This is a genomic window from Denitratimonas organivorans, assembly GCF_037478135.1.
Classification (GTDB): domain Bacteria; phylum Pseudomonadota; class Gammaproteobacteria; order Xanthomonadales; family Xanthomonadaceae; genus Denitratimonas.
Window position 1 is genome coordinate 49,903 of record NZ_JBBHDV010000007.1, and the last position, 25,813, is coordinate 75,715.

24 protein-coding genes are annotated in these 25,813 nt (G+C 64.8%); 10 read left to right on the forward strand and 14 right to left on the reverse strand.

The features are described 5' to 3' along the window. The first annotated feature begins 21 nt into the window (after positions 1-21). The 4 genes from WDB66_RS08980 to WDB66_RS08995 all read left to right on the forward strand — a co-directional run bounded on the left by WDB66_RS08980 (position 22) and on the right by WDB66_RS08995 (position 5,104). Positions 22-669, forward strand: a complete 648-nt coding sequence (locus WDB66_RS08980; RefSeq protein WP_339398215.1) for a nucleotide-binding protein — start codon at positions 22-24, stop codon at positions 667-669. 127 nt (positions 670-796) lie between these two features. Beyond that, positions 797-1,846: a hypothetical protein gene (locus WDB66_RS08985; protein WP_339398216.1), complete on the forward strand. Its 1,050-nt coding sequence runs from the start codon at positions 797-799 to the stop codon at positions 1,844-1,846. Between the two features lie 97 nt (positions 1,847-1,943). Beyond that, positions 1,944-4,550, forward strand: coding sequence for an ATP-dependent helicase HrpB (gene hrpB / locus WDB66_RS08990; RefSeq protein ID WP_339398217.1), 2,607 nt, complete (start codon positions 1,944-1,946; stop codon positions 4,548-4,550). Between the two features lie 89 nt (positions 4,551-4,639). Continuing rightward, positions 4,640-5,104 carry a hypothetical protein gene (locus WDB66_RS08995; protein ID WP_339398218.1) on the forward strand — a complete coding sequence of 155 codons (465 nt, stop codon included), beginning with the start codon at positions 4,640-4,642 and terminating at the stop codon, positions 5,102-5,104. Between the two features lie 108 nt (positions 5,105-5,212). Here WDB66_RS08995 and WDB66_RS09000 read toward each other — a convergent pair whose 3' ends face one another. After that, positions 5,213-5,650, reverse strand: a complete 438-nt coding sequence (locus WDB66_RS09000) for a hypothetical protein (protein WP_339398219.1) — start codon at positions 5,648-5,650, stop codon at positions 5,213-5,215. Positions 5,651-6,054: 404 nt separating this feature from the next. Between WDB66_RS09000 and WDB66_RS09005 the strand changes: the two genes are divergently transcribed. Continuing rightward, the gene (locus tag WDB66_RS09005) at positions 6,055-6,645 is read left to right on the forward strand and encodes a hypothetical protein (protein WP_339398220.1); all 591 of its coding nucleotides are present in this window, start codon (positions 6,055-6,057) and stop codon (positions 6,643-6,645) included. Between the two features lie 120 nt (positions 6,646-6,765). Here WDB66_RS09005 and WDB66_RS09010 read toward each other — a convergent pair whose 3' ends face one another. The 11 genes from WDB66_RS09010 to WDB66_RS09060 all read right to left on the reverse strand — a co-directional run bounded on the left by WDB66_RS09010 (position 6,766) and on the right by WDB66_RS09060 (position 19,348). Beyond that, a complete protein-coding gene (locus WDB66_RS09010; RefSeq protein ID WP_339398221.1) occupies positions 6,766-8,775 on the reverse strand; it encodes an acetoacetate--CoA ligase in 2,010 nt (669 codons plus the stop codon). 52 nt (positions 8,776-8,827) lie between these two features. Beyond that, positions 8,828-10,636: an AMP-dependent synthetase/ligase gene (locus WDB66_RS09015; RefSeq protein ID WP_339398222.1), complete on the reverse strand. Its 1,809-nt coding sequence runs from the start codon at positions 10,634-10,636 to the stop codon at positions 8,828-8,830. 7 nt (positions 10,637-10,643) lie between these two features. After that, positions 10,644-11,048: a Zn-ribbon domain-containing OB-fold protein gene (locus tag WDB66_RS09020; protein WP_339398223.1), complete on the reverse strand. Its 405-nt coding sequence runs from the start codon at positions 11,046-11,048 to the stop codon at positions 10,644-10,646. Beyond that, positions 11,045-12,238 carry a thiolase family protein gene (locus WDB66_RS09025; RefSeq protein WP_339398224.1) on the reverse strand — a complete coding sequence of 398 codons (1,194 nt, stop codon included), beginning with the start codon at positions 12,236-12,238 and terminating at the stop codon, positions 11,045-11,047. Before WDB66_RS09025 ends, WDB66_RS09020 begins: the two co-directional genes overlap by 4 nt. A gap of 31 nt (positions 12,239-12,269) precedes the next feature. Continuing rightward, positions 12,270-13,415 carry an acyl-CoA dehydrogenase family protein gene (locus tag WDB66_RS09030; protein ID WP_339398225.1) on the reverse strand — a complete coding sequence of 382 codons (1,146 nt, stop codon included), beginning with the start codon at positions 13,413-13,415 and terminating at the stop codon, positions 12,270-12,272. Next, entirely contained in the window at positions 13,412-13,861 is a 450-nt protein-coding gene (locus tag WDB66_RS09035) for a MaoC family dehydratase (RefSeq protein ID WP_339398226.1), read from the reverse strand. The genes WDB66_RS09030 and WDB66_RS09035 overlap by 4 nt, the downstream gene beginning before the upstream one ends. Next, complete coding sequence (locus tag WDB66_RS09040; protein WP_339398227.1) at positions 13,854-14,483, reverse strand: FAS1-like dehydratase domain-containing protein; 630 nt, start codon at positions 14,481-14,483, stop codon at positions 13,854-13,856. Before WDB66_RS09040 ends, WDB66_RS09035 begins: the two co-directional genes overlap by 8 nt. Continuing rightward, on the reverse strand, positions 14,396-14,836 hold the full coding sequence (locus tag WDB66_RS09045) for a hypothetical protein (protein ID WP_339398228.1): 441 nt from the start codon (positions 14,834-14,836) through the stop codon (positions 14,396-14,398). The genes WDB66_RS09040 and WDB66_RS09045 overlap by 88 nt, the downstream gene beginning before the upstream one ends. A gap of 3 nt (positions 14,837-14,839) precedes the next feature. Further along, on the reverse strand, positions 14,840-15,730 hold the full coding sequence (locus WDB66_RS09050; RefSeq protein WP_339398229.1) for an enoyl-CoA hydratase/isomerase family protein: 891 nt from the start codon (positions 15,728-15,730) through the stop codon (positions 14,840-14,842). Between the two features lie 41 nt (positions 15,731-15,771). Next, on the reverse strand, positions 15,772-18,042 hold the full coding sequence (locus WDB66_RS09055) for a TonB-dependent receptor (RefSeq protein ID WP_339398230.1): 2,271 nt from the start codon (positions 18,040-18,042) through the stop codon (positions 15,772-15,774). A 607-nt stretch (positions 18,043-18,649) separates the two neighbouring features. Next, positions 18,650-19,348 (reverse strand): TetR/AcrR family transcriptional regulator, encoded by a 699-nt coding sequence (locus WDB66_RS09060; RefSeq protein WP_339398231.1) that lies wholly within the window; start codon positions 19,346-19,348, stop codon positions 18,650-18,652. A 327-nt stretch (positions 19,349-19,675) separates the two neighbouring features. On the opposite strand from WDB66_RS09060, the gene cls reads away from it, so the two are divergent. The 3 genes from cls (at position 19,676) to WDB66_RS09075 (ending at position 21,933) form a co-directional block, all read left to right on the forward strand. After that, positions 19,676-21,103: a cardiolipin synthase gene (gene cls / locus WDB66_RS09065; RefSeq protein WP_339398232.1), complete on the forward strand. Its 1,428-nt coding sequence runs from the start codon at positions 19,676-19,678 to the stop codon at positions 21,101-21,103. Between the two features lie 120 nt (positions 21,104-21,223). Next, complete coding sequence (locus tag WDB66_RS09070; protein ID WP_339398233.1) at positions 21,224-21,667, forward strand: hypothetical protein; 444 nt, start codon at positions 21,224-21,226, stop codon at positions 21,665-21,667. An 11-nt stretch (positions 21,668-21,678) separates the two neighbouring features. Next, the gene (locus tag WDB66_RS09075) at positions 21,679-21,933 is read left to right on the forward strand and encodes a GlsB/YeaQ/YmgE family stress response membrane protein (RefSeq protein ID WP_339398234.1); all 255 of its coding nucleotides are present in this window, start codon (positions 21,679-21,681) and stop codon (positions 21,931-21,933) included. Between the two features lie 100 nt (positions 21,934-22,033). On the opposite strand, the gene WDB66_RS09080 is transcribed toward WDB66_RS09075, so the two are convergent. Next, positions 22,034-22,177 carry an entericidin A/B family lipoprotein gene (locus tag WDB66_RS09080; RefSeq protein ID WP_487930867.1) on the reverse strand — a complete coding sequence of 48 codons (144 nt, stop codon included), beginning with the start codon at positions 22,175-22,177 and terminating at the stop codon, positions 22,034-22,036. Between the two features lie 52 nt (positions 22,178-22,229). Beyond that, positions 22,230-22,394, reverse strand: coding sequence for a DUF1328 family protein (locus WDB66_RS09085; RefSeq protein ID WP_339398235.1), 165 nt, complete (start codon positions 22,392-22,394; stop codon positions 22,230-22,232). Positions 22,395-22,614: 220 nt separating this feature from the next. On the opposite strand from WDB66_RS09085, the gene WDB66_RS09090 reads away from it, so the two are divergent. Together WDB66_RS09090 and WDB66_RS09095 are read left to right on the forward strand one after the other, a co-directional pair. Further along, on the forward strand, positions 22,615-23,982 hold the full coding sequence (locus WDB66_RS09090) for a sigma-54-dependent transcriptional regulator (RefSeq protein ID WP_339398236.1): 1,368 nt from the start codon (positions 22,615-22,617) through the stop codon (positions 23,980-23,982). Further along, a complete protein-coding gene (locus WDB66_RS09095; RefSeq protein WP_339398237.1) occupies positions 23,972-25,804 on the forward strand; it encodes a sensor histidine kinase in 1,833 nt (610 codons plus the stop codon). Before WDB66_RS09090 ends, WDB66_RS09095 begins: the two co-directional genes overlap by 11 nt. The last annotated feature ends 9 nt before the right edge of the window (positions 25,805-25,813 follow it).

Genomic DNA, 25,813 nt, shown 5'->3' on the forward strand with positions numbered 1-25,813 from the left:
TCGTCTGCGCCGGAGTCCACCATGTTCCGCATCCTCGTCGCCAGCGCCAAGGGAGGCGTCGGCAAGACCACGATCTCCACCACGCTGGCCGGACATTTCGCGTTGAAAGGCAAACGCACCGTGCTGCTGGATGCCGATCCGCAGGCCTCGGCGCGGATCTGGTGCGGCAAGCGCGAAGCCGCCGGTGCGGCGCCGGTGCTGGCGCTGGACGGCACCCGGCGGCAATGGCGCCAGCAGATTCCGGACAAGGCCCAGCGCGTGGTCATCGATGCGCCGGCCGGCGCGATGCCGGATGATCTGGAGAAACACCTGGAATTCGCCGACGCGCTGCTGGTGCCGGTACTGCCCTCGGTGCTGGACATGGAAGCCACGGTGCGCTTCCTGAACCCGCTGGCCGAAGTACCGCGCGTGGCGCGTGGCGAACTGCCGGTCGGGCTGATCGCCAACCGCCTCAAGCCCTGGACGCACGCTTCGCAACAAGTGACCGAACAACTTTCCCAGTGGCCGGTGGAACTGGTGGCGCAACTGCGCGACACCCAGGCCTATGTGCTGCTGGCCAGCCTGGGTAAATGCATTTACGACTACAACTCCGGCAACGTGCGCGACCACCAGGGTGACTGGGAACCGCTGCTACGCTGGCTCAAGCAGGTGCGCCGCAATGGGCGCTGACGGCTCGGCCACATCGGCCGCACACGGCGCCGGGCGGTGATCCCGGTCACGCAACGCGCGGCTGGATTCAATGGCGATTAAGTGCAGGCTGGTAGCGTAACCGGTCACTTCCGCCGAGGGCTCCGCCATGCGACGCATCCTTCTCACCCTTCTTGCCGCCGCAGGCCTTGCCGCAACCTCTGTCCACGCCTACGAACCGGAATCCGGCATCTGGTGGAACCCGGCCGAATCCGGCACCGGCTATGCCATCGAGGTGCAGGACGACATGATGGCCGTGACCATCTATGGCGGCGACCAGAACGGCTTCGCCAAGTGGTACACCTCCACCGGACGGCTCGATGGCAACGCCTATTTCGAAGCCGACCTGCTCGGTTTCGATCACGTCCAGCCGATCGGCAAACCCTATCCGGGACGTCCGGTGCTCGAACCGGGCTACGGCAAGCTGAAGATCGTCTTCGACCCGGACGACAGCCGCCGCGCCACGCTGACCTGGCCCAATGGCCGCAGCATTCCGATCCAGCGCCAGGAGTTCTATTTCTGGCGGAGTGGCGAAGATCCGAACAGCATCAGCGTTGACACCACAAAGATGCTCGGCGAATGGCAGATCACCGCCGATATCTCGAGCTTCCCGAATGCCGACTACCCCTTCATGGCCGATGTGCTGGTGCTGGATCTCTACAGCCGTGGCAGCGATGGCATCTGGTACTACGAGGGCTGTCGCCCGGACGATGCACAGGTCGGCGGTTGCAGCGACTACGCACTGACGCACTTCGAAGCCGTCGGCTATTTCGAAGCGCCAACCGGCCTGCATGTCACCGTGGTCAAGGATGGTGTCGACCAGTACGGGCGCCAATACTACGTGCTGTACGTCATGAAAATGGGCACCAATGACGGCTCCGGCGAACTGACCGCCTACATGGGCGGCACCAACCCGGACCACCAGCCCGCCTATCCAGCCCGTGCCTTCCGCAGTGCCAGCCGCACCTTCGTGCAGGAAGGCAGCGGGCCGGCCAAGAGCGCCCAGGATTCCCCGGCACGCCTCGGCCTGAGCGCGCAGCTGGTGGCGCAGGGTGCAACGCTGCCAGCGCCATCCAAGACCAAGATCGCATCGCGCTTTGACCGCACCGCATTGCTGCCAGTGATCCGCCAACTCGAAGCCCGTCTGCAGGCAGACTGAGCACTACACTGCGCCAGTCGGAAAAAGGAGGCTCCGGCCTCCTTTTTCATGGCCACCATCCGGCCCGGGCACGTTGATCGGCTACCCTTGCCGCCGCATGAGCACCGCCTTTCCGATCGATCCCCTGCTGCCCGCGATCCGCGAATCACTGGCCGCGCATCCGCGTCTGGTGCTGGAAGCTCCGCCCGGCGCCGGCAAGACCACGCGCGTGCCGCTGGCCTTGCTGGATGCACCGTGGCTGGCCGGACAACGCATCGTGATGCTGGAACCGCGCCGTGTCGCCGCCCGCGCCGCCGCCGGCTTCATGGCGCGGAGCCTCGGGGAAGACGTGGCGCAAACGGTCGGCTACCGCATCCGCTTCGAGAACCGCACCAGCGCCTCGACCCGCATCGAAGTCGTCACCGAAGGCATCCTCACCCGCATGATCCAGGACGACCCGATGCTCGACGGCATCGGCGCGATTCTGTTCGACGAATTCCACGAACGCCATCTGGCCGGCGACCTTGGCTTGGCGCTGGCGCTGGATGTGCAGGCACAGCTGCGCGAGGACCTGCGCATCGTGGTGATGAGCGCCACGCTGGATGGCGAAAAACTCGCGCGCTTCCTCGATGCCCCGCGCCTGACCTCCGAAGGCCGCAGCTTCCCGGTCACGATCTCGCACCCGCCCGCACGCCGCGACGAACCGCTGGCCGCACAGGTGCGGCGCACGGTGGAAGCCGCCTTCGCCGCGCATCCCGGCGACATATTGGTGTTCCTGCCCGGCCAACGCGAAATCGGCGACGCCTCGCGTGCGCTGGAATCGGCCGGTCTGAATGCGGAGGTGCTCGCGCTGCATGGCGAACTGTCCATCGAAGCGCAGAGCGCTGTGCTGCAACCCTCGCACGATGGCCGTCGCCGCATCGTGCTGGCGACCAACGTGGCCGAATCCTCGGTCACCCTGCCCGGCGTGCGCGTGGTGATCGATTCGGGCCTGGCGCGCGAACCGCGTTTTGATCCCAACTCCGGCTTCCCGCGTCTGGATGTGGTGACGATCCCGCAATCCTCCGCCGATCAGCGTGCTGGCCGCGCCGGCCGCGTTGCCGAAGGCTGGTGCTATCGCCTATGGCCGCAATCGCAGCGTCTGGAACCGTCGCGCCGCGCGGAAATCACCCTGACCGAACTCACCGGCCTGGCGCTGGAACTGGCCACCTGGGGCAGTGACGAACTGCGCTTTTTCGATTCCCCACCACAAGGCGCACTCGCCGCCGGGCGTGATCTGCTGACGCGTCTAGGTGCGCTGGAAAACGGCCGCCTCACCCCATTCGGAAAACGCCTGCTCAGACTCGGCACCCATCCGCGCCTGGCCGCGATGCTGCTGGCTGCTGACACACTCGAACGCAGCGCACTGGCCTGCGACCTCGCCGCCCTGCTCGAAGCCCGCGACCCGCTCAAAGGCCCGCGCCGCGACGACATCGCCGCCCGCTGGCAGGCACTGGCCGCCTTCCGCAACGGCCGCACCCCGCCGGATGCCTCCCGCAGCGCCCTGGCCGCCATCGACCAGACCGCCAGACAATGGCAACGCCGCCTTTCAACCCTCAACCCGGACTCGCCGAACATCAACGCAGGTCGGATCAAGCGCCCTGGGCGCGGATCCGACATCCGGGCGTCGGATCCACCGCTTCGCGGCTTGGTCCGACCTGCGCCTACCCGCGAGAACGGGCACCACGACGACACCGCCAGCGCCCACCACCTCGGCGAACTGCTGATTCACGCCTTCCCCGACCGCATCGCGCACCAGCACCCGTCCGATCCGCACCGTTACCAGCTCGCCAACGGCCGCAGCGCCACACTCGCGCCGGACAGCGCGCTCTATGGCGAAGCGTGGATCGTCATCGCCGAACTACGCGACGCCGAGCGCGACGCCCGCATCCAGCGCGCCGCGCCGGTCGATGAAACCGCGCTGGAACACGCTTTCCCTCAACGCTTCGTAACCGAAGACCGCGTGTTCTGGGACACCAACGCCCACCGCATCGCGGCCCAGCGCGAACGCCGCTTCGACCGCATCACCCTCGACGTGCGCCCCATCGCCCAACCTGACCCGGCGCAGTTTGCCGACGCGCTGGTCGATGCCGTACGCCACCTTGGCCTTGACGTCCTGCCGTGGACGGACGCCCTCAAACAATGGCGCGAGCGCGTCCGCTGCCTGCGCGACTGGCTGCCGGAGAATGAAACCGAGTCGCTGCCCGATCTGTCCGACGAAACCCTGATCGAAAATCTGGATGACTGGCTGAAACCCGCGCTGCGCGGCAAACGCCGCCTCGACGCCCTCAGCGAAACCGAACTCGCCGACGCGCTCAAATCCAACACCGACTGGCCCGCCCGCCAAAAAATCGACAGCCTCGCGCCGACCCGGATACTCGTACCGTCAGGTCTGGAACGCCCGATCCACTACCGCCACGGCGAAGCCCCGGTACTGGCGGTGAAACTCCAGGAGCTGTTCGGGTTGGCCGACACCCCCAGCATCGCCGCCGGCCGTGTGCCGCTCACCCTGCACCTGCTCTCCCCCGGCGGCCGCCCGCTGCAGGTCACGCAAGACCTCAAAGGCTTCTGGGAACGCACCTACCCCGAAGTCAAAAAGGAAATGAAAGGCCGCTATCCGAAGCACCCGTGGCCCGACGATCCGTGGACGGCCACTGCCACGCATCGGGCGAAGCCTCGAACATAGCCCTTCACCGGCTTTGTCTCCCCGTGCCTTGTAGCCCGTCCGCTTACGTGTAACGATTCCGCTTCATCAACCAGTTGGAGAAGCGTCGAATGAATCACGGGGAAGAGGTGGAACGTTGGGTTGAAGAAAACGTCCTTTCATTTCCAACCCCGGAAGTGGTCACACTGAGGTCATTCGACATAGATTGGACAGCGGTCTCCGGTTCCTTCTCAGTAGTGTTGGACGACGAAGAGATTCCCCACCCGTTTACGCTGAGCTTGGGCATGACAGACCGTATCTCGGTGGAGCCTCCCTACTTCACTTCTCCGCTCGGAGCGCCGTGCAGTTACTGCGCTGTAGAGCTCACCGATGATACCTGGAATACAATTGACAAGATAATGAAAAAGTGCTTCCCACGATTTCAACCTTATGGTCGAGATCGGGAGACAGGGATTTTCATATGCAGCTCAACTCCGCTATCGAAACGCGTTATTGATTCCTCAGAATTCCAGCGGGCGCAGGCCAAAATCAACCGGGACTTTTCGATTTCAATCAAAGTCAAAGATGATCAATAACTGAAAACCAGAGCCACCTCACGGCACAGACTGGTTTCCTGGTAACACCACGTAATTCGTCCTGTACACCCACGCAGCAAGCCGGGTGGAGGTGTCAGAACAAGCGTGTTATCGCCCCTGTTCGCCTTCTTCTTTGGTCCCGGCGGCGGATGCCATGCGGTCCATGTCGCGGGTCCAGCGGCGGTAGCGCGCTTCGGCCTGGGCCGAGTGCAGTTCGGCGACGAGGGATTTTGCGGCGCGGCGGTGGCTGCCGCGGATGCGCAGGCTGAGGTGGCCGGACTGGTCGGCATCCAGCGTGGCGAGTGCGGCGAAATCCGAGGCCTGGAGTTCGATGCTGGGCGCGATCCACAGGAACCCCTTGCGGAATTCGGCGTGGACGATCGCTTCCGGGCTCAGCCGCAGTTCACGTGCGTTGGGGTGTTGCGCGCCCTGATGCCAGTCCAGCGTCTGGTATTGCAGGCGCAGGCTGGCGCCGTCGAGCACCAGCACGCCATCGAGCGTGCCGCTGCCATCGCGCGTGCGCCAGCTGACCGGGACACTGAGCATGGCTCAACCGGCCCCGCTACGCGCGGTGGCGTCGCGTTCTGAAGGGTGGGCTTTGCGTGGCGCGATGCCGCCGCTCGCATCACGTCCGGATCGCAGCGGCAGCACGCTGTCGGCGAAGGGGCGGGCGGGGCGAAAGCGGGGCACGGTCATGTTCAACGCGAAAGGGTGTTTCCAGACATCAGGGCGGGCAGTCTGCGGCGTAGGCAGGCCGGGGCGCAAGTCGAATCCAGCGGCGGGGCTTGCATGTCCGACGTGGAAGAACCGGCCGCCGGAAGGCACGGACTCCGCCCCGTGCAACATGCCGACCACACCTGCCCGCGCGCCGGATAGCCGGATGCGGAAAACCTGCAAACAAGCCCGCTTCCACGATGCCCGACCGGCCACTTCGCGTTAGGCTGGCGGGCATGAAGCGCTGGGTAGTTGCAGCACTCGTACTGGTGTTGATCGGCTGGTGGATGGCGCCGCCGATGGGGCGCGACCGTGCGCCGGGCGTGCTCGCGCCGCAGCTGCCGGTGCAGCAGGATCTGCACGATGCACAGGTGATCGAACACGGCGATTTCCGGCTCACGCCGCTGGCGCATTTCAGCATCGAGGCACGGGTGCTGGGACGCGAGGATTACCGCTTCGATGCCGAGGCGGCGCTGTCGCCGATGGATCTGGCGCTGGGCTGGGGGCGGATGAGCGACAGCGCGGTACTGGATCAGCTCGATATCCGCCAGAGCGTACGTTTCTACAGCTACCGCTGGCGCGGCGAGCCGCCACTGCCGCCGCAGGAAATGGTGGTCTCCAGCGCCAATATGCATCTGGTGCCGGCCGATGCGCTGATCGCACGGCAACTCAAGCGCGTGCGGCGCGGCGATGTGGTGCGGATCGAGGGCTATCTGATTGAGGCGCGGCGCGCGGACGGCTGGTTCTGGCGCAGTTCGATGACACGCCAGGACAGCGGCGCCGGCGCCTGCGAGTTGGTGTATGTGACGGCGCTGTCGCGCAGCTGAAGCGGGAGGGTAGAGCAGCTCCATCGGGACTGAGGGCTTCGACTGCGGCGGTAGTGCGTCACTAGCCGTAATTATCAGCCAGGTGGCGCATCGCCGCGCGTGATGAGCGCTGGGCGGCACTCAGATCCGGCGCGCGAACTCCACATACCAGTCCATTGCGTCCGGGTTGGTCATGGCATCGGGCTTGGCGACTTCCGCCAGCTGCGCCCCCAGCAGCAGCCGCCGCACCGGCACTTCCATCTTCTTGCCGGTCAAGGTGTACGGAATCGCCGGCACCGCATCGATGCTGTCGGGCACGTGGCGTGGGCTGGCATCAAGCCGAAGGCGCTGTTCGATTTCCCGCCGCAACGCGGCGTCCAGTTCGACACCGGCGCGCAGCTGCACGAACAGCGGCATGTAGAAGCCGCCGTCGGGCAGCTCCAGGCACACAACGAGGCTGTCAAGCACGCCTTCGATCTTTTCCACGGTGCGGTAGATCTCGGCACTGCCGATGCGCACGCCATGGCGGTTCAGCGTGGCATCCGAGCGGCCGTAGATGTAGCAGCCGCCGCGGGCGTTGATGCGGATGAAGTCCCCATGACGCCAGACGCCGGGGAAGGTATCGAAATAGGTGTCGCGGTAACGCTGGCTTCCGGGGTCATCCCAGAACTGGAGCGGCATCGAGGGAAATGGCGCGGTGACCACCAGCTCGCCCACTTCGTCGTGCAGCACGGTGCCCTCATCGGACCAGGACTGTACGTTCATGCCAAGCATCCGGCACTGGATTTCACCGGCATGGACCGGCAGGAACGGCGAGCAGCCGACGAAGCCGCTGGCGATCTCGGTACCACCCGACTGGGAGGTCACCCACAGCTCCGGCTTCACACAGCGATAGAACCACTCGAAGGTTTCCGGCTGGCACGGAGCGCCGGTCACCACGATCATTTCCAATGCTTCCAGGTCAAAGCGCTGCGCCGGTACCAGGCCGGTCTTCTCCATGATCTGAACGAAGGTAGGACTGGCGCCGAAGATCGTGGCACCGGTGTCGGCGGCGATCTGCCAGAGCCGATCAGGACCGGGCCAGACCGGGCTGCCGTCATAGAACACCGCCGCGCCGCCTCCGAGCAGGCTCGCCACCAGCGTGTTCCACATCATCCAACCGGCCGTGGTGTGGAAAAACCAGATCGATTGGGGGCCGGTGCCAAAGTGCAGGCGGAACAGCTTGAGGTGCTCCAACAACATACCGCCATGACCATGCAGGATCGCTTTCGGCAGGCCGGTGGTGCCGGAGGAAAACAGGATCCACAGCGGATGGGATGATTCCACCTGCGCAAAGTGGAACTGTTCGGCGCCCACATCGGGGCCAGCCAGCAAAACGTCCCAGGCATGCACGGTGACGCCCTCGGGTACCTGCGGCTGGAATGGCACTTCCGGTTGCAAGTAGGCCACACCCACCACATGGCGCACCGTGGGCAGCGCCGCGACGATCTGACGCGCCTCCTCCGCACGCTCAAACCGCTTCCCGCCGAAGGCATAACCATCGGCCACGAGCAGCAGCACCGGCTCGATCTGGGCGAAGCGGTCGATGACGGTATTGACTCCGAACTCCGGTGCGGCGGCGGCCCAGACCGCACCCACCGCCATCGTGGCGAGCATCGCCACCACCGTCTCCGCGAGGTTGGGAAGATAGGATACGACCCGGTCGCCAGGCTGGATTCCCAACGCGCGCAGCTGGGTGGCGAGCACCCGCACCTGGCGGAACAGCTCGCCATGGGAAAGTGTGGAAAGCTCGCGGATCTCGGTCAGATGCAGAACCGCCGGGGCGGGCGGATCACCATTGGCGCGTAGCACGTTCTCGGCATAATTCAGGTGCGCGCCGCAGAACCAGCGGGTGCCCACCATGTCACGGTCCGGCACCTGCATGATCCGGTCATATAGCCGGCTGGCGCGGACCTGACAGTAATCCCAGACTGCGGCCCAGAACGCCTCGGGCGCATCCACCGACCACTGCCACAGGGCGGCGTAACCCTCTATCCGCAGACCCTCCGTCTCCCCGAGCCAGTCGATGAAGGCCTGCATGGCGCTGGCCTGGACCTTTTCCGGGGGCGGCGTCCACAGCAGCTGCCCTTCCTCAACCTGTATCCGGCTCATCGTCGTTTCCTGCTCGTGCATGGGTGCGTCGTCCGGGCCGCAGGGTGCGACCTCACCGGCCCTGTTCGGTGAAGACGGTTCCGTCCGATTCATACAGACCGCTGATCGCATCGGCGTAGCGCTGCAGCACCAGCGCCCGGCGCACCTTCATCGTGGGTGTGACCAGACCCTCCTGCTGGGTGAAACGATCAAACACCACCAGGCATTTCTTGATCTGCTCAGCGCGCGAAAAGCGCGTGTTGATCTCCGCCAAGCGATTGCTGACGAGCGCTGCGGCGTGTGCTTCCAGCGTGGTGTCCGGTGGCAGGCTCTGGCGCAGCACCGCGCTGTCCACGTCGACCACCGCGATCAGGTAATGGCGCATGTCGCCGGCGACCACCGCCCCGTTGATGCCGGGCACGCCGTTGAATGCCGACTCGATCGTCTGCGGAGCGATGTTCTTGCCACCGGAGGTGATGATGATGTCCTTCTTGCGGCCCGTGACCCACAGGTAGCCGTCCGCGTCCAAGTGGCCGAGGTCGCCTGAATGCAGCCAGCCATCGACGAAGGTTTCCGCGCTGGCCTCCGGTTCCTTGTAGTAGCCGGGAGAGATCGTGTCGCCACGCAGCAGGATTTCTCCGTCATCGGCGATCCTGACTTCGGTGCGCGGGAAGGGACGGCCACAGGAACGTGGGCGGTAGTCGCTGCGCAGCGACAGGCTGGTGGTGCCGTAGCCCTCGGTCTGCCCGTACACCTCCTGCATCCACAGTCCCAGCGCGTTGAAGAAGTCACCCGCGTCCGGATTGCCGGGAGCGCCGCCTGTGATTGAGATGCGCACCCGGTCCAAGCCGAGCGACCGCAAGATCCTGCCAGTTACCAGGCGCTGCGCGATGCGGTACTTCAATCCCGCCACGTCGCGCTCCGACGCCTTGCACTGCTGTAGCGCGTGCTCATGTTCGAGTGCGGTCCGTAGGCCCCAGCCGATCAGGCGTCGGGCGAGAGGAGACATGTTTGCAACGTTGGCCTGGAAGCCGTCGAAGATCTTCTCCCAGACCCTCGGCACGCCCAGAAAGATAGTCGGGCGGACGCTTTTGACGTCATCCATGACGCGCTCCAGATCGGAGCAGATAAAGACTTCGCGCAACTCGAACAGCGGCGCCAGGATGCTGACCACGCGCTCGCCGACATGCGAAAGCGGCAGATAGCAGCAGGAGAGCTTCTCACCGTCGCCCCATTCCGGCACCAGCGCCTCGGCCACGTTCAGCCCGGTGGTAACGCTGTTGCGATGGGTCAGCATCACGCCCTTGGGTTCGCCAGTGGTGCCGGAGGTGTAGATCAGCGTGGCCAGACTGTCCGGCTCCACCTGTGCCCGGGCCCGCTCGAGCCGATCATCCATCGTGTCGGCGTGGGCGGCGCGGAAAGCGCCCATGCCGATGACTCCGGCCACATCTTCCGGCACCGCGCCTTGGGTGACGATGATGTAGTCCAGCTCGGGCACATCGTTGCGGCGATGTTCCAGCCCGCCGAGCAGCTCCAGGCGCTCGGTCACGATCACCCGCGCCCCGGAATGCTGCAGCTGACGGATGATCTGCGGCAAACTGCTGGTGATGTAGACCGGCACCGACACCAGCCCCGACGTCATCGCGGCCATGTCCACCACGAACCAGTCGTAGGTATTGCGTCCGATCAGCGCAACGCGGTCACCAAAGCCCAGACCGGCGCCGAACAGCGCCCTGGCCAGGCGATCGACGTCGCGCCCGTAGCCGGCCCAGGTGACCGGAACCCACTCGGGTCCGGCGCGATAGTGGAGTGCGGTGGCATCCGGCCACATCCGGCAGCGGTGCTGGAAGGCCGAGGTCAGAGTCTGCACGGTTCCGGCCATCTCGCATCTACCCCTTGGCCAGTTCAAACCGCGGCAGGACGAGTTCGTCGCCGACCGGATCGAACACCACCTGCACCGGCAGTCCACAGCGCAGCTCCTCGATCGGCGTGCGGATGATGTTGGTCATCATCTTGAAGCCCTCTTCGAGCTTCACCACCGCCAGCACGTACGGCGTCATGCGGCTGAACTCGGTCGGCGCGAACATGCGCGTGACGGTGAACGAATGGATCGTCCCTTTGCCCGACGAGCGCTGCCACGCGAGGTTCTCACCGAGGCAGCCCGGGCAATACTTCCTAGGGAAGAACACGATCGCATCGCAGTCCTCGCAGCGTTGGTACAGCAACCTGCCCTGCCTGCAACCGTCATAGAACGGGCGGCTGGTTTCCGACAGCACCGGCAATACCGCGCTCATTGGCCCAGCTCCCGGCCAAGGACGGCCACATGCAAGTCCATACCCACTCCTCCTGATGCGGTTTCGACCGCGAAATCGACGTTGGGCACCTGACGCTCGCCGGCCTTGCCCATCACCTGGCGGGCCGCTTCGACCAATACCGCCATGCCGCCGCCGGTGCCGGTGTGCCCCTGTGCCAGCATTCCGCCATTGGTGGTCACCGGGAGCTTTCCGCCCGGCGAGGTGTGGCCGGCTTCGACGAAGGCACCGGCCTGGCCGGGTTCGCACAGGCCGAGCATTTCCATCGTCATCAACACGAACGACGGGAACGCGTCGTAGATCTGGGCCACATCCACGTCACCCGGCCCAATGCCCGCCATCGTGTAGGCATCGAGCGCAGCCGGCCTCCATGCCGAAATGAGGTCGTCCGGCTGCTGGGTTGTGGAGAAGTTGGTGCAGCGCGAACCCATGCCCAACACATAGGCCGGCGTGGCAGTCGCGTCCGCAGCGCGTTCGGCCGAGGTCAACACGAAGGCGGCGGCACCGTCGGCCAGCACGTTCATCATGCGCTTGCGCACTGGCGAGGAAATGACTTCGGAGGCCAACACTTCCTCGGCGCTGCGTGGCGAGCGGATCATCGCATTGGGATTCAGCGCAGCCCATTTGCGCAGCGATTCGATGACAGCGGCGACCTGCCGCTCGGACGCGCCTGAATCGAACATGTAGCGCTGCTGGATCAGTGCACCAAGCCCAAGCTGGCTCCAGCCGTAGGGGATCTCGTACTCCTGGTTCACCGACGCCTTGGAGAACATGTCCACCGCCACCTGCGGATCCAGTCCGGTGCCGAGACGGTCCGAATGCACCACTAGCACGCCACGCGACAGGCCGGTGGCGACCAGCGCACTGGCCACCTTCAGCGCGTTGGACGAGCTGGAACCCCCGGACATGACCTGGAAGTTGGCCCGCGCGGATATGCCCAGCCCCAGCTCTTCCACCAGGTAAGAGCAGACGAAGTTGGTGTTGTCCAAGCCATTCGCGATCGTGCCGAGCGGGATGACCGTGTCGATCTCGCTCTTGTCCAGGCCCGAATCCCGAATCGCCATCACCGCGACATCCACTGCGGAGCGGGTCAGGGAACGATCCGGAAAGTGGCCGGTCGGCAGTTCACCGATTCCAACAATCGCCGATTTTCCTCTGAGCTGTTTAACCATCATGGTTTCCTGGATAGTGGGTGGAGTCGGCTTACAGGCCGCGCGCGAGCAGTCGCGCGATGACACCGCGCTGGATCTGCGAGGTGCCGCCGCCAATGGTTCCCATCTTGGAAATCCAGAGACTGCGACCGATGTCGTACTCGTCCATGCAGCCGTTGCCGCCAAAGATCTGGACCGCACGGTAGGCGGCGCGCTCGGCCGCCTCGGTGATGAAGGTCTTGGCGACAGCGGCGGTCATCGATATGTCTTCGCCCTGGTCCATGCGCCGGGCCAGGTCGACGGCCAGCATGCGGGAGATATCCAGATCGATTTTCATGTCCGCGAGCATCGTCTGCACCGCACCGAAGTCGGCGATGCGCTGGCCGAACTGGCGCCGCTGGGTGGCGTATTCGAGACTGTCGCGCAGATTGGATTCGATCAGGCCGACATAGGGCACGAACGCCAGCCGTTCCCACATCAGTGACTGCAGCATGTAGGTCATGCCCTTGCCCTCCTCGCCGAGGCGGTTGCCAGCCGGCACCACGCAGTCATCGAAGAACACTTCGCCGGTCGGCCAGCTATGGCATTCCCGCTTGCGCAACGGCTGGCCGGTGGTGAGGCCGGCGGCGCCACGCTCAACCACGAACATGGTCAGGCCCTTGGCCCCCAATTCCGGCGCGGTCGAAGCCAGCACCACGAAAACATCCGCAATCGGGGCGTTGGAGATGAAGGTCTTGCTGCCATTAAGCACATAGCCGCCCGGATGCGGCCTGGCCGTGGTCTTGAGACCGGTCAGGTCCGAACCGGCGCCCGGCTCGGTCAGGCACAACGCGCCGATCTTCGCGCCTTCGGCCATAGCCGGCAGGTAGCGCTGCTTCTGCTCCTCATTGCCGAGCACGCTGATCGGCATTGCGGCCAGCAGCATATGGGTGAGCCAGGCGCCGGTGATGCCGAAGTCGCGGCTTTCGGAGGCGAACCCGATGATCGCCGGCACCACGTCCGAGGCCTTCAAGCCGGAGCCGCCGTAAGCCGGCTCCAGCAACAGACCCGGCAGACCCAAGTCGCAGATGCGCCGCCAAGTGTCATGACAGAACTCGCCGCGTTCCTCCCGCTCGCGGACGCCGGGCGCGATCACCTCGCGCGCAAAACGCGTGACCGTGGCCAGCAGCGCGTCGCGCTCTTCCTGCGAACCGCTCATGGCGTGGCTCCTGTTCCGGCAGGGGTGAGCATCAGATCGGCGTCGCCGGCGAGCACGTCCCGGTCGTTCTGGTTTTTCATGAACAGACGACAGACCAGCAGGACTCCGGAATCGGTCTGTCGGCGCTCTTCCACCACTCCGCCACCGGTGAGCTGGTCGCCGGGGAAGACCGGATGGGTGAAACGGATGCGGTAGCGCTTGACCGCCAGCGGGCCGCAGGCGTCGTACAGCACGCGGCTCAGGAAACTGGCGTGCATCAGGCCCATTGCAAACACCGACGGAAAGCCGGCGTGCCGCGCATAGTCGTCGTCGTGGTGGATCGGATTGAAGTCGCCGCCCGCGCCGGCATACCGTACGATATCGGTGCGCGTAACCACATGCCGGAACATCGGCAAGAGTCCGCCCACGGCAAGCTCATCGCAGGGCTGGATCGAGGTGTCAGTCATGGCTCAGGGTCTCGATGAAGGTGTTTTCCGTGGTGGACACCAGCACACCGTCCTGGTTGTGCAGCAGCAGGTTCAGCCCGACGAAGCGGCGAGTGACGCCATTGGCGCTGGTCCGAACTTCGTCCGAAGCGACCACCAGCGTGGCCTGGAGCTGCTCACCGACATGGATCGGCTGATGGCTGTGGAACTGGACTTCCCCGTGCACACTGCGGGCCGGATTCATCTTCAGTTGCTTCATCAGCTCCAGTACCGCCGCATCCGCACCAATGTGGAACACGAAGGTGGACGGATAGGTGACCGGAGCGATGCAAGCACGCAGCCCCGCACCCAACGCGGCCTCACGATTGGTGAAAAGTGGATGCGGTGTCCGGCCTGCGGCAGCGAATTCGGCGACCTTTCCCGCTTCCACCGGGAACTCGAATCTCGCCAGGACGTGTCCGGCAGCTTGCTCATTCATGTTTGCTTCCTGTGATTTCCAGAAAACGGGCGCGCCTGCTGCGTAAGGCGTGAGGGCGCGCCCGTCACGAGCCGCGGTCAGGGCGCAGGCAAGGTTCCGGGGCGGCGCCAGGTAAGTGCGGCGGAGACGGCCAGCATCGAGAGCAACAGCGCGTTCAACCACCATGGCGATGCCGCACCGGTGCGGGAGGCGACGATGATGGCGCCCACCAGCATCGGCACCAGACAGGCGGCTCCGATCACCAGGATGGCCAGCGGCGCCCAGTTCTGCCGTTGCCGCAGTGGAATCCAGGTCAGGATCAGGATGCTGACAGCCATCACCACCAACGCATCACCGGTGCCCTTCATCAGGATCACCAGCAGCAACTGCACGCCTTCGGCCAGGGTTTCCCAGTCCACTCCGATGGCGGTCAGGTGATAGGTGGTCACGGTGGATCGGAACAGGTAGTTGATCCCGATCACCAGACAGACCAGCGCCACCAGGGTGTTGAGCGTGATCGCGGTGTTGAGCCTTTTCATTGGTCAGGCTCCCTGTCCTTTTGCGGCTTCGTCCATCCCCTCGCGGCGATTACGCAACGACTCGATACCTTCGCGCTCGGCGATTTCGTCGAGCTTGGAATCGACATGCTTTTCACCTGAACACATGTATGCGTACATCTCCATCGCAAAGCCGCAGTCAAGGTCGTCGACGATGCGCTGCTTCCACGGACGGCGCAGGATCTGCCCGGTCATGCGGCGCACCACACGCGGCTTGGCCATGATCGTTTTGGCTATTTCCATGGCGCGATCCATCAGCCTGTCACGCGGAACCACTTCGTTCACCAAGCCGTACTCCAACGCCTTTTGTGCCGGAATCTGCTCGTTCATCACCATCGCGTAGGCGGCACGCTTGATGCCAAGCAGTTCGATCAGGGCGCTGTGGATGCCGTCACCTGGCACCATGCCCAAGGAGAAGTGCGGGTCCATGATCACCGTGTTGTCCGAGCAGATCGTCAGATCGCACATCATCGCCAGCTCTGTGTGCGCACCGGGCCCGTTGAGCACGCCGATGGTCGGGATCTCCACATCGTTGATCAGGCTCATCAGCATATGGCGGCCATCGAAGATGCCGTAGTCGTAACTGTTTTTTGCCGGATCCGCTTCCACCCTAGCGAAGCTTTCATCGTCGAAAGCCGCAACCCACACGTTGCCGGTGGCAGTGAAGATCATCACCTCGTTTTCAGGATCCGAACCGACCGTGCGGAACAGCTGCCAGATGGCGCGATGCAGCTCCAGGCTCCATTGAACCGGCCCGCCAAGCGTGTGCATCTGCACCGTCAGGATGCCGTTCTCGCGGCTCAGGAAAAAATGCTCTGCGAAAAGCTCCTTGTACTCCTCGAATACTGGAGTGGGGACCATCTTTGTAAGGGCCATGAGTACCTCGTTTCTGGATTGAAGGGAGCGCGTCTTTCCACTCAGAACTTGACGCGGAGCCGGACACCGTAGCTTCTGAGCTCGGGTGCGAATGCCAGGGTCTTGAATGCGCCCTGGCCTGCGGGCGGCAGGATCAGGGAGCCGCGATCCCGGCTGGAAATTGAAACCGTCGGGGTCTTGTCGTTCAGGAGGTTGCGGCCCCAGAACTCCAGGTCGTAGTTCCTGATCTGGTAGCCCAACGCCATGTTGAGCAGCGACCGGCTGCCGACCCAGAACAGGTTGGTCGTGGAGCCGTATTGGCGCGAGCGGTAGCCCCAGTCACCCCGCATATAGAAGGCGGTGTCGGCGGAAAGCGCCTTCTGGTAATCGAAGGACAGGGTTCCCACATGTCTTGACACGTACTGGAGTTCTTTTCCGGCCAGATCCGATTCCAGCCCGAACGACAGCCTCAGGGCCTCGAACACATACTCGTCGAATGTGGCATCGGTATAGGCGTAGCTGGCGCCGAGCGCGAGGCCGGGAAGCGGCATCACACGCAGATCAAATTCAGCACCCTGCGAGGTGGTCTTGCCGGCGTTGGCGTTTAAGGTTGCGTTCTGCACGCCCAGCGCCCGCACGATCTGGTCTTCCCAGTCGATATGGAACAGCGCGGTATTGAAGGTGATCCGGCCGTCCAGGGAGTTGAACTTCGCCCCGATTTCGTAATTGATGCTCTTCTCGGCGTCGAAGGTGCGCTCGTCCGCAGTGACATTGGCCATCGCGTTGAAACCACCGGACTTCACCCCGCGACTGATGGAGGCATATCCCATCCACTGATCGTTGAGCCGACGTCGCAACCCCAGACTCGGAGTGATGAAGGTCTCCGACATCTCCAGCGGCGGGTTCGGGTCCAGGACCTGGCCGGTGATCGGATTGCTCTGGAAGGGGTCGATGCTGCGCTTCTCACGGAACACCCGCCCCGCCAGATCCAGCGTCCAGTCATCGGCGAGCTGCCAGCTGAGCGAGCCGAACAGGGCGATGTTCTGATGTTTTTCGCGGTTGTCGATCAGCGTGCTCTTCAGTGAAGCCGGCAGCAGCGGCTCGTAGGCCTCGTTCGCCAGATCCTGATCCAGCGTCCGCTGGTTGCTTCGCAGGTAGAACAATCCGCCAATCCAGCTGAGGTCACCACCCTGCCCGGCGAGACGGAACTCCTGCGAGATCTCGTCCACATCGGTGTTCTGGGTCTGGTAGCTGATGTCGGTCGGGCCGTAGTCGATATCGGCCCGGAACTCGCTCTCAAGGTCGGAATAGGTCGTGATCGAGGTGAACGACAAATCATCGTTGACCTGCCAATCGGCCTTGAGCGAGAACAGATCGGCATCGCGCTCGAACCCGCCCGGCGTCACCGCGAACCCGGAAGTCCGGGACGGCACTTCGCCTAACAGGATCTGCGAGCGGCCGTTGAACAGAGGCTCGGAGTTGTTGAGTACGAAGTAGCCAGGGTTGTCGCCGTGGTCGGCGCGGTCGAACGATGCCCGCAGGTCCATCACCAGGTTGTCGCTGGCGTACCAGCGAAAGAACGAGCTCAGGCTCTGGTCCTTGCGGTGATCCAGGTCGTCACCGCTCAGCTCATTCCTGTAGTGGCCGTCACGCTGCCGTTGGGCCACACCGAAGCGCATGTGGATCTGGTCATTGGCGACCGGCGTAGAGAAGGTGGCGATGCCCTCTGAAAGATTGCGCGAGCCGTAAGCCAGGCTGAGGCTGCCCTCGGGCTGGTTGGTCGGCTGTTTGGAGATGATGTTGATCGCGCCACCAAAGGTGTTGCGTCCGTAGAGAGCGGCCTGAGGGCCCTTGATCACCTCGATGCGCTCCACATCGGTCATCATCCGGTCCATACCAGAGCGCGAGCCTTGGTACACCCCATCCAGAAACAGTCCGACGTTGGACTCGCCGACGTTGGTGGACAATCCCCTCATCACCGGCAGCGCATAGTTGCTGCCCTGAAGCGAGACATATGTCAGGCCCGGGGTCAGCGTGGCGATATCGTCAATGTTGCGCACCCCCGCGCGCTCCACCTGGGTTGCGCCCAGCGCGCTGATCGCGGCCGGTGCATCCTGCAGCGACTCTTCCCGGAACCGGGCCGTCACCACAACTTCGTCCAAGGCTGCCGGGCGCGCCCCATGCTCCGACTCCTGTTCCGATGCGATGTCCCGATTTGATTGGTCCGCCCGGGCTTCAAGTGCCCATGAGGACAGTGCCAGCGCTACTGCGACAGCCAGAAGCCTGCAGCCCCCCCTGATGGGTTGGGTCGACTGGTGCATTTCGTATTGCATTTCCCACCTCCCATTGCCGTACCTCGAGTAGACAGAGATATACAGTGGGACTAACTAAAGTGTCAACTATCCACAGACATCCTGTTCTGCCGCGACTCTCGGTGCGTCGAAGCTGTTTTCCGACACTGTGCCTGCCACCTGTTTTGCACGGCCGAGTCGGAACTGAAGGGAGGCGGCCAACCCGTTGTCCGCATGGGTGGGGAGCCGGATCAGGTGCGGAGGGGACGCGATCCACTGGCAGCACCGGGGCGCGTTCCCAACCACGAGAAGGCTGACGACGGGTCAAGCGCGATGGAGCCGTCGCGCCGTTCGGAGACAGATGGTGGAAAGGATGTGGGCAAAAGCCGGAAGCATCCCGGCTGTCGGTCATGGCATGCCACCCAGCCTCAGGTCTGACCGCACACGATCAAGGGACTACAGCGGGTGTTGTCACCCGGGTCACTTCGGTATCAGTGATGCTTTCCACCCCAGGGAAGAGGCGGCGCAACGGTGTCTGCCTGTGCCTCGCTCATAGGCAACGCGATGGACGGCCGCAGGAGTCGCACAACCGTGCGTCCCGGGCCAATTCATCCGCATCGGAGAAGGCTTTTCAGGAGGCTCACTCCTCTCATTGGGTAGAAGCCACCGCCGGATCTCCGTGTGCGGACGCCCTCCGGGATGGCTCGAAGGCTCCGGGAGAGGTAGCCAGACCTCCGAACAATGCCTCCAGCACCCAGTCCGCATGCGCGCGGATCACATCCGGACTCCAGGCGTCCACGCCGTATAGCTTCTGGATCATGGGCCGAGACACAAAGAACGTGGACGCGGTGCCGATCACCATATGGGCCATATGGGCAGGCGGAATCGGCTTGATCACACCATCATCGACGGCGCGGGCCAGAAATCGATCCAGCGTCGCATGCAATGGTCGAACGTGGTTTTCCAGCACCCAGTCCAGGCGCTTTGTATCACCGCGGATCTCGTTCAACACCAGCGCGGTCCGGTCCGGGTACTTGGCACTGAATTCGACAAACGCCCGGATGAAGATCTTCAACGCTGACAACGAATCAACATCCCGGGTGAGTGACTCCACCACGGCCAGCCGCTCCTTCATGTTGCCGAAGATGTGCTGGATCACCTCACGCCATAGTGCTTCCTTGTTCTTGAAGTGATAGATAACCAGCGAGTGGTTCGTGTTGGCGGCAGCGGCAATCCTCGCCAGCGAGGCGCCCTCATAACCATGCCGTGCAAATGCCTGCTGCGCGGAATGCAGGATGGCTTCGCGACTGGTCGCGAATGCCTGGCCCTCTTCGTTCCCGGTTTCCATCGCTGTTGCTCGCCTCTCTTCGGCAGCCTTCCTGAGGTATCCATTGCCCGACGCCCACACGGCACGGCCGGCAGGTACCCGACATGTCGGGCTGGCAACAGCGCACCCGCTCGATTTTTAGGACAAGGCTTACCGTAGATCGGCTTGCCCGGATGCCGGCATTGCTGGCCCACCAGCATCCCCCTGCTGGCGCAGAGTGTAGCCGACTTGCACCGGCACGCTCTTTAGCGGACGCATTGAATGTTGCGCGTGCGGCCCTAGAACCGCACTTGCCGCCAGCGGGCGGGCGCAGGGATGATGGCGCCCGGATAAAATCAGGGTGCCCCCATGCTTGAGCCGTTCTGGCTGTGGTTGGCTGCGATTCCCGGTGTCGGGGTGCCGTTGGCGGTGGGCTGGACGATCTATATCGTCGTGATCGGCCTGTGGATCATCTGGGAGAAGCGCGAACCGGAGGCCACGCTGGGCTGGTTGCTGGCGCTGGCGGCGTTGCCGGTGGTGGGCTTCCTGATCTATCACCTGTTCGGTCCGCGCCGGATCAAGCGGCAGCGGCTCAAGCGCCTGCGCGCACGCGCCGCGCTGGTGGCGCGCGCGCCGGATGACGAGGGCGATCCCTATCACCAGCAGATCGCCAACTTGGCGCAGCGCACCACCGGGTTGCCGCCGGTGCATATGCTCGATCCGGTGCTGCTGCACAACGGCGAAGGCACCTACGACGCGATGCTGGAAGCGATCGCCGGCGCCCGCCACCACATCCACATGGCCAGCTACATCTTCGATCCGGACCACAGCGGCACGATGTTCCGCGATGCGCTGCTGGCGCGTGCGCGCGAAGGGGTGAAGGTGCGGTTGCTGCTGGACAGCGTCGGTTGCGCCCGGCTGCGGATGCGGTTCTTCACCGATCTGCTGGCCGCCGGCGGTGAGGTGGCCTGGTTCCATCCGATGCGCTTCCGCCCGCTGCGCCGGCCCACGCTGAACCAGCGCAGCCACCGCAAGATCCTGATCGTGGACGGGGAAACCGGCTTCACCGGCGGGGTCAATATTTCCGATACGCAGGACCGGCGCCGGCGCGAGGATGCGCATTGCGATCTGCATCTGCGTTTCACCGGCTCGGCGGTGCAGGCGCTGCAACTGGCCTTTGTCGAAGACTGGGTCTACGCCACCGGCACCGCGCTGCGCGATGCCGCGCTGTGGCCGCGCCCGGCCTGCGGCGGCGCACCGGCGCTGGTGATTCCGTCCGGGCCGGACAGCCATTGGGAAGCCTTCCACCGCGTCAGTGTCGAAGCCATCCACGATGCGACCGAACGGGTCTGGCTGGTGACGCCGTATTTCGTGCCGAGCGAGGCCGCGCGCATGGCGCTGACCAACGCCGCGCTGTGCGGCGTGGATGTGCGGGTGATGCTGCCCAAACGCTCGGATTCGGCCCTGGTCAGCGCGGCGGCGCGCTCGTATTACAACGAACTGCTGGTCGCCGGCGTGCGCATCTTCGAATACCAGCACAACATGCTGCACGCCAAGGCGATGCTGGTGGACCAGCACCATGTGCTGATCGGCAGTGCCAACTTCGATTACCGCAGCTTCCGGGTCAATTTCGAACTCTCGGTGCTGGTCGATGACGCCGGGCTGGCGTCCGACATGGAAGCGGCCTGGCACGACTACACCACCCGCGCAGTCGAAATCCTCGTCGACGATCCGCCCGCTCCGCGCCTGCGCCGCATGGGCGATGCGATGGCGCGGCTGGTGTCACCGCTGCTGTAGATGCATCGGCTGCAGATGCACCGGCGGTTGCAGCGCGGCGACGGACGGACAGCGGCATTGCGGCCGGCGGCAGGTTGGCGGATACACTAGCCGCCGGTCGAATGCGCACGGAGATCAGGCATGCGCTGGTTGTGGTTCGTAGGGTCGCTGGTCTGTTTTGTCGTGGTGTTCAAGACCACGTCGGTGGGGCTGGCCTTGCTGTGCCTGCTCGGGGCACTGGTATTCATGATCGTGGGCACGCTGGCAGTGGCGGCGCAGCGCATCGAGAGCAGCCGGGGCGATGTCGGGCGCATCATCGGGCCGGAGGAAATCCGCCACATGCGCGAAGCCGAAGAACGGCGCAAGGCCGCCGCCCAGGGTCAGGACCAGGTGCCGGCCGCAAACGCAGCCGGGAACGGAACCGCACCTGCCGGCCCCCGCACCACGCCGGATGCCGGTATCGTGGGCGCCGCGACCGCTGCGGCCATGATTGCAGCGGAAACGGCTGGTCGGGACGCCGCCTCCCCGCCCGGTCCGGCGGCGGATGATGCATCCGGCGCCGACAATGCGGGCGGCGATGTTTGAGGGGATACGCAATGACACTTGAAAGTCTGGTCATCCTGCTGCTGGTGGGCGGCATTGCCGGCTGGCTCGCCGGTCTGCTGATGAAGGGCCGTGGATTCGGCATCCTGGGCAACATCGTGGTCGGCATTGTCGGGGCCTTCATCGGCAACTTCGTGCTCGGCCTGGTCGGGGTCGCGATCGGTGGCAGCATCCTGGCCGCGATCATCAACGCCTTCATCGGTGCGGTGATCCTGCTGTTCCTGATCGGCCTGATAAAACGTGCCTGACCCGGTCAGGTCCGAAAACACACGGCTGCAACGCAACAGGGCGCGGAAGCAATTCCGCGCCCTGTTGCGTTGTGCCGGGCAAACAGTGGCGGGGCGACGATTACTTCGCGCTTTCCTCAATCGTCTCGCCGGCCTTCTGGATGTCCTTGCCGGCACCCTGCATGGTGTTGCATGCCGCCAGTGCCGTCAGGCTCAGCAGCAGCGCGCTCAGGGCCAGGGTCTTCTTGATGGTGGAAATATTCATGTGGCACCTCTGTTGTCGGAGTTGATCAGGGCATCAACCGGAAAGATCCGGGTCAGACGCGTGGCCGGCGGCCAACGAACAGCGAGATCACGAACAGCACGAGAAACACGAAGAACAGGATCTTCGCGATGCCGGCCGCCGCACCCGCGATGCCGCCGAAGCCGAGCACCGCCGCGATGATCGCGACCACGAGGAATACCAGGGCGTAATGCAGCATGGGACTGCTCCTTTTATGGCGTGCCTTTGGAATGGACGGGCTCGGCACTCGGCCCGGTGCTTGCATTACAACTCCCGTGCCAGCTGTCCATTCGCCGCCGGATACAGGAATATCAATCACTTGGCGCGACATCGGCGGCTGGCAATATGCAGGATGCATCCCTGATTCAGGTTCGGCCTTGCATTTTGCATTCCTTGTCCATCTGCCCAGGAGGCCCGTGATGACCCAGGACACGCCCGCGCCCGGCACTACGCCGGCCCGCATTCTGCTGATCGATGACGAAACCGCGATCCTGCGCACCTTCCGTTTCTGTCTGGAGGATGCCGGTCACCGCGTCAGCACCGCGCAGAACGGCGAAGCGGCGATGCAGGCGCTGCACCATGACGTGTTCGACGTGTGTTTCCTCGATATCGGGCTGGGCAGCGAATCCGGCCTCGATCTGCTGCCCGGATTGAGATCGGCGGCGCCGTGGATGCGGGTGGTGGTGGCCACCGCACATGCCTCGGTCGATCTGGCGGTCAATGCGATGCGCGCCGGCGCGGTGGACTATCTGGTCAAGCCCTGCACCCCGGACCAGTTGCGCTTCGCCGCCGCCAAGCAGATTGAAGCGCGGCGGCTGGAAGCGCGCATCGAGGCGCTGGAGCGCGATCAGCCACGCGGCTCGCCGACCGATCTTTCCTCCAGCGCGCCGGCGATGGCGCAGGTGCTGGACGAAGCCCGCCGTGTGGCCGATACCGATGCCTCGGTGCTGATCCTGGGCGACAGCGGCACCGGCAAAGGTGTGCTGGCGCGCGCGATCCACACCTGGAGCCACCGCGCCGGCGGCCCGTTCGTGACGATCAACTGTCCATCGCTGTCGGCCGAGTTGCTCGAAAGCGAGCTTTTTGGCCATACCCGTGGCGCCTTCACCGGCGCCAGCGAAAGCACCCAGGGGCGGGTGGCGCAGGCCGATGGCGGCACCCTGTTCATGGACGAGATCGGGGATTTCCCGCTCGCATTGCAGCCCAAGCTGCTGCGCTTTTTGCAGGACAAGGAATACGAACGCGTTGGTGATGCCGCCACCCGCCGCGCCGATGTGCGGATCGTGGCCGCGACCAACCGGGATCTGGACGCGATGGTGGCCGAAGGCACGTTCCGCCAGGACCTGCTGTACCGGCTCAACGTGATCGCGCTGCGGCTGCCGGCGCTGCACGAAAGACCGCAGGACATCCTGCCGATCGCGCAGCGCTGCCTGCAGGAGTTCGCGCACGCCTACGGCCGCCCGGCGCGCGGCTTCGACAGCGAGGCCGAACACGCAATCCGCAGCTACGAATGGCCCGGCAATGTGCGCGAACTGCGCAATGTGATCGAACGCGCGGTGATCCTGTGCCCGACGCCGGAGATCGGCGTGGACTGCCTGTCCTTTGTCGCGCCCGAATCGGCCGCCATCGGTGCGGCCCGGGTGGGCGCGGCGGTGTCGCTGGCGGAACTCGAACGCGCCCATATCGTGGCCGTGATCGCCAACAGCCCGACGCTGGACATGGCCGCCGCCACGCTCGGCATCGACGCCTCCACGCTCTACCGCAAGCGCAAGCAATATGGGCTCTGAAACCGCGATTCCGCTGCATCCGCGGCGGCTGCGCACATGGCTGGTGCTGGGCTACGGCGCGGTGCTGGCACTCTCGGTGCTGGGCCTGGGGCTGGGGCTGCTGACCGTGCGGGCGCTGGAAACGACAGCCCAGACCATGGCCGAGCACGACTTCCCCACCCTGCAGCGCATCTCCGACCTGCGCCGCGCCGCCGCCGCGCACCAGATCACCATCACCCACCGGCTGATTCGCAATGACCAGGATCCCAGCGAGCTGATGCCGGCCTTCCGCGCCAGCATGGACGAACTGCTGGCCGGCATCGTCATGCTGGAATCCGGCCACGAGCCGCTGGCGTCGATCACCCTGATTCGGCTCTCGCTGGACGAGATCGAAAACGCCGTGGACGAGGCTTCGCAACTGTTCCGGCTGGGCCTGCAGGATGCCAGCGTCGAAGCGCGCGTGACCCGCAGCTTCGATGCATTGCGCATGGCCGCCTACGACGATTACCAGACGCTGCACCAGCGCATGATCGATCGCGGCAACAGCATCCATCTTCAGGCGCGCCGGCTGGAGATTGCGCTGGCGCTGCTGGCCGCGTTCACGCTGGTCGGCGGCATCTTCGTTTCGCTGCATCTGGCCCGGCGTCTGGCCGCGCCGCTGGAAGGCATGGCCGAAGCCGCGTCGCGCGTGGCCAGCGGCGATTTCAGCGTGCGCCTGGGCCGCACCGGACTGATCGAAGGCGATCAGCTGGCCGAGCGGTTCGATGAAATGGTCGCCGCGCTGCAACGCTTCCACGCGCTGAATCTGGACCGCATCCTGGCCGAGCGCAGCCGGCTGGAACAGGTGATCGAACAGATCGACGACGGCCTGGTGATCTTCGACGAGAACGGCGTGATCGAGCGCATCAACCATGTCGCGGCGCTGCAACTGGGGCTGGATGCCGACCATGCACTCGGGCGCACGGTGCAGGACATCACCGATATTCCGGCGCTGGCCGGCGATGTCGAACGGCTGTCGCAGACGCCGGGCGAAACCGTCAGCGGCCACAGCGATCTGCTGGTCAAATCCGAACCGGAACAGCGCACCCTGTCCTACTCGCTGCTGCCGTTCTCGGCGGCGGCGCGGCGCGGGCTGGTGCTGGTGCTGCGTGATGTCACCGAGCAGCGCCGCTTCGAACGGATGCGGACCGAATTCGTGCTGCGCGCCTCGCACGAGTTGCGCACCCCAGTGACCGGCATGCACATGGCATTGGCGCTGCTGCGCGAGCGTGCGGTGTTCCCGCCCGATTCGCGCGAACAGGCGCTGATGCAGACGCTGGGCGAGGAAATGGACCGCACCGTGGCGCTGATCAACTCGCTGCTGGACCTCTCGCGGCTGTATGCCGACAGCTTCCCGCTGGTGCGCGAACCGGTGGCCCCGGACGAGCTGATGACGCGCGCGCAACAACGCTTCGCACCGCGTGCCGCCGCTGCCGGCATCGAACTGGAGCTTCGACTGGAACCGCCGCTGCCGCCGGTGCCGCTGGATGCCGCCGCGATCGACCAAGTGCTGGACAACCTGCTCAGCAATGCATTGCGCCACACCCCGCGCGGCGGCCGGGTGGAACTGGGCGCGCGCCACGGCGGCATGCTGACGCTGTGGGTGGCCGACAGCGGCGAAGGCATCGCCCCGGCCGAACAGGGCCGCGTGTTCGAACCTTTCACCCAGGGCAGTGGCCGGGTCGGAAGCTCCGGTCTGGGGCTGGCGCTGTGCCGGGAAATCCTGCACCGGCACGGCGGCCGCATCCGGCTGACGTCCACTCCCGGCCAGGGCGCACGTTTCGTGCTGCGCCTTCCAGCCTGAGCAGGGCAA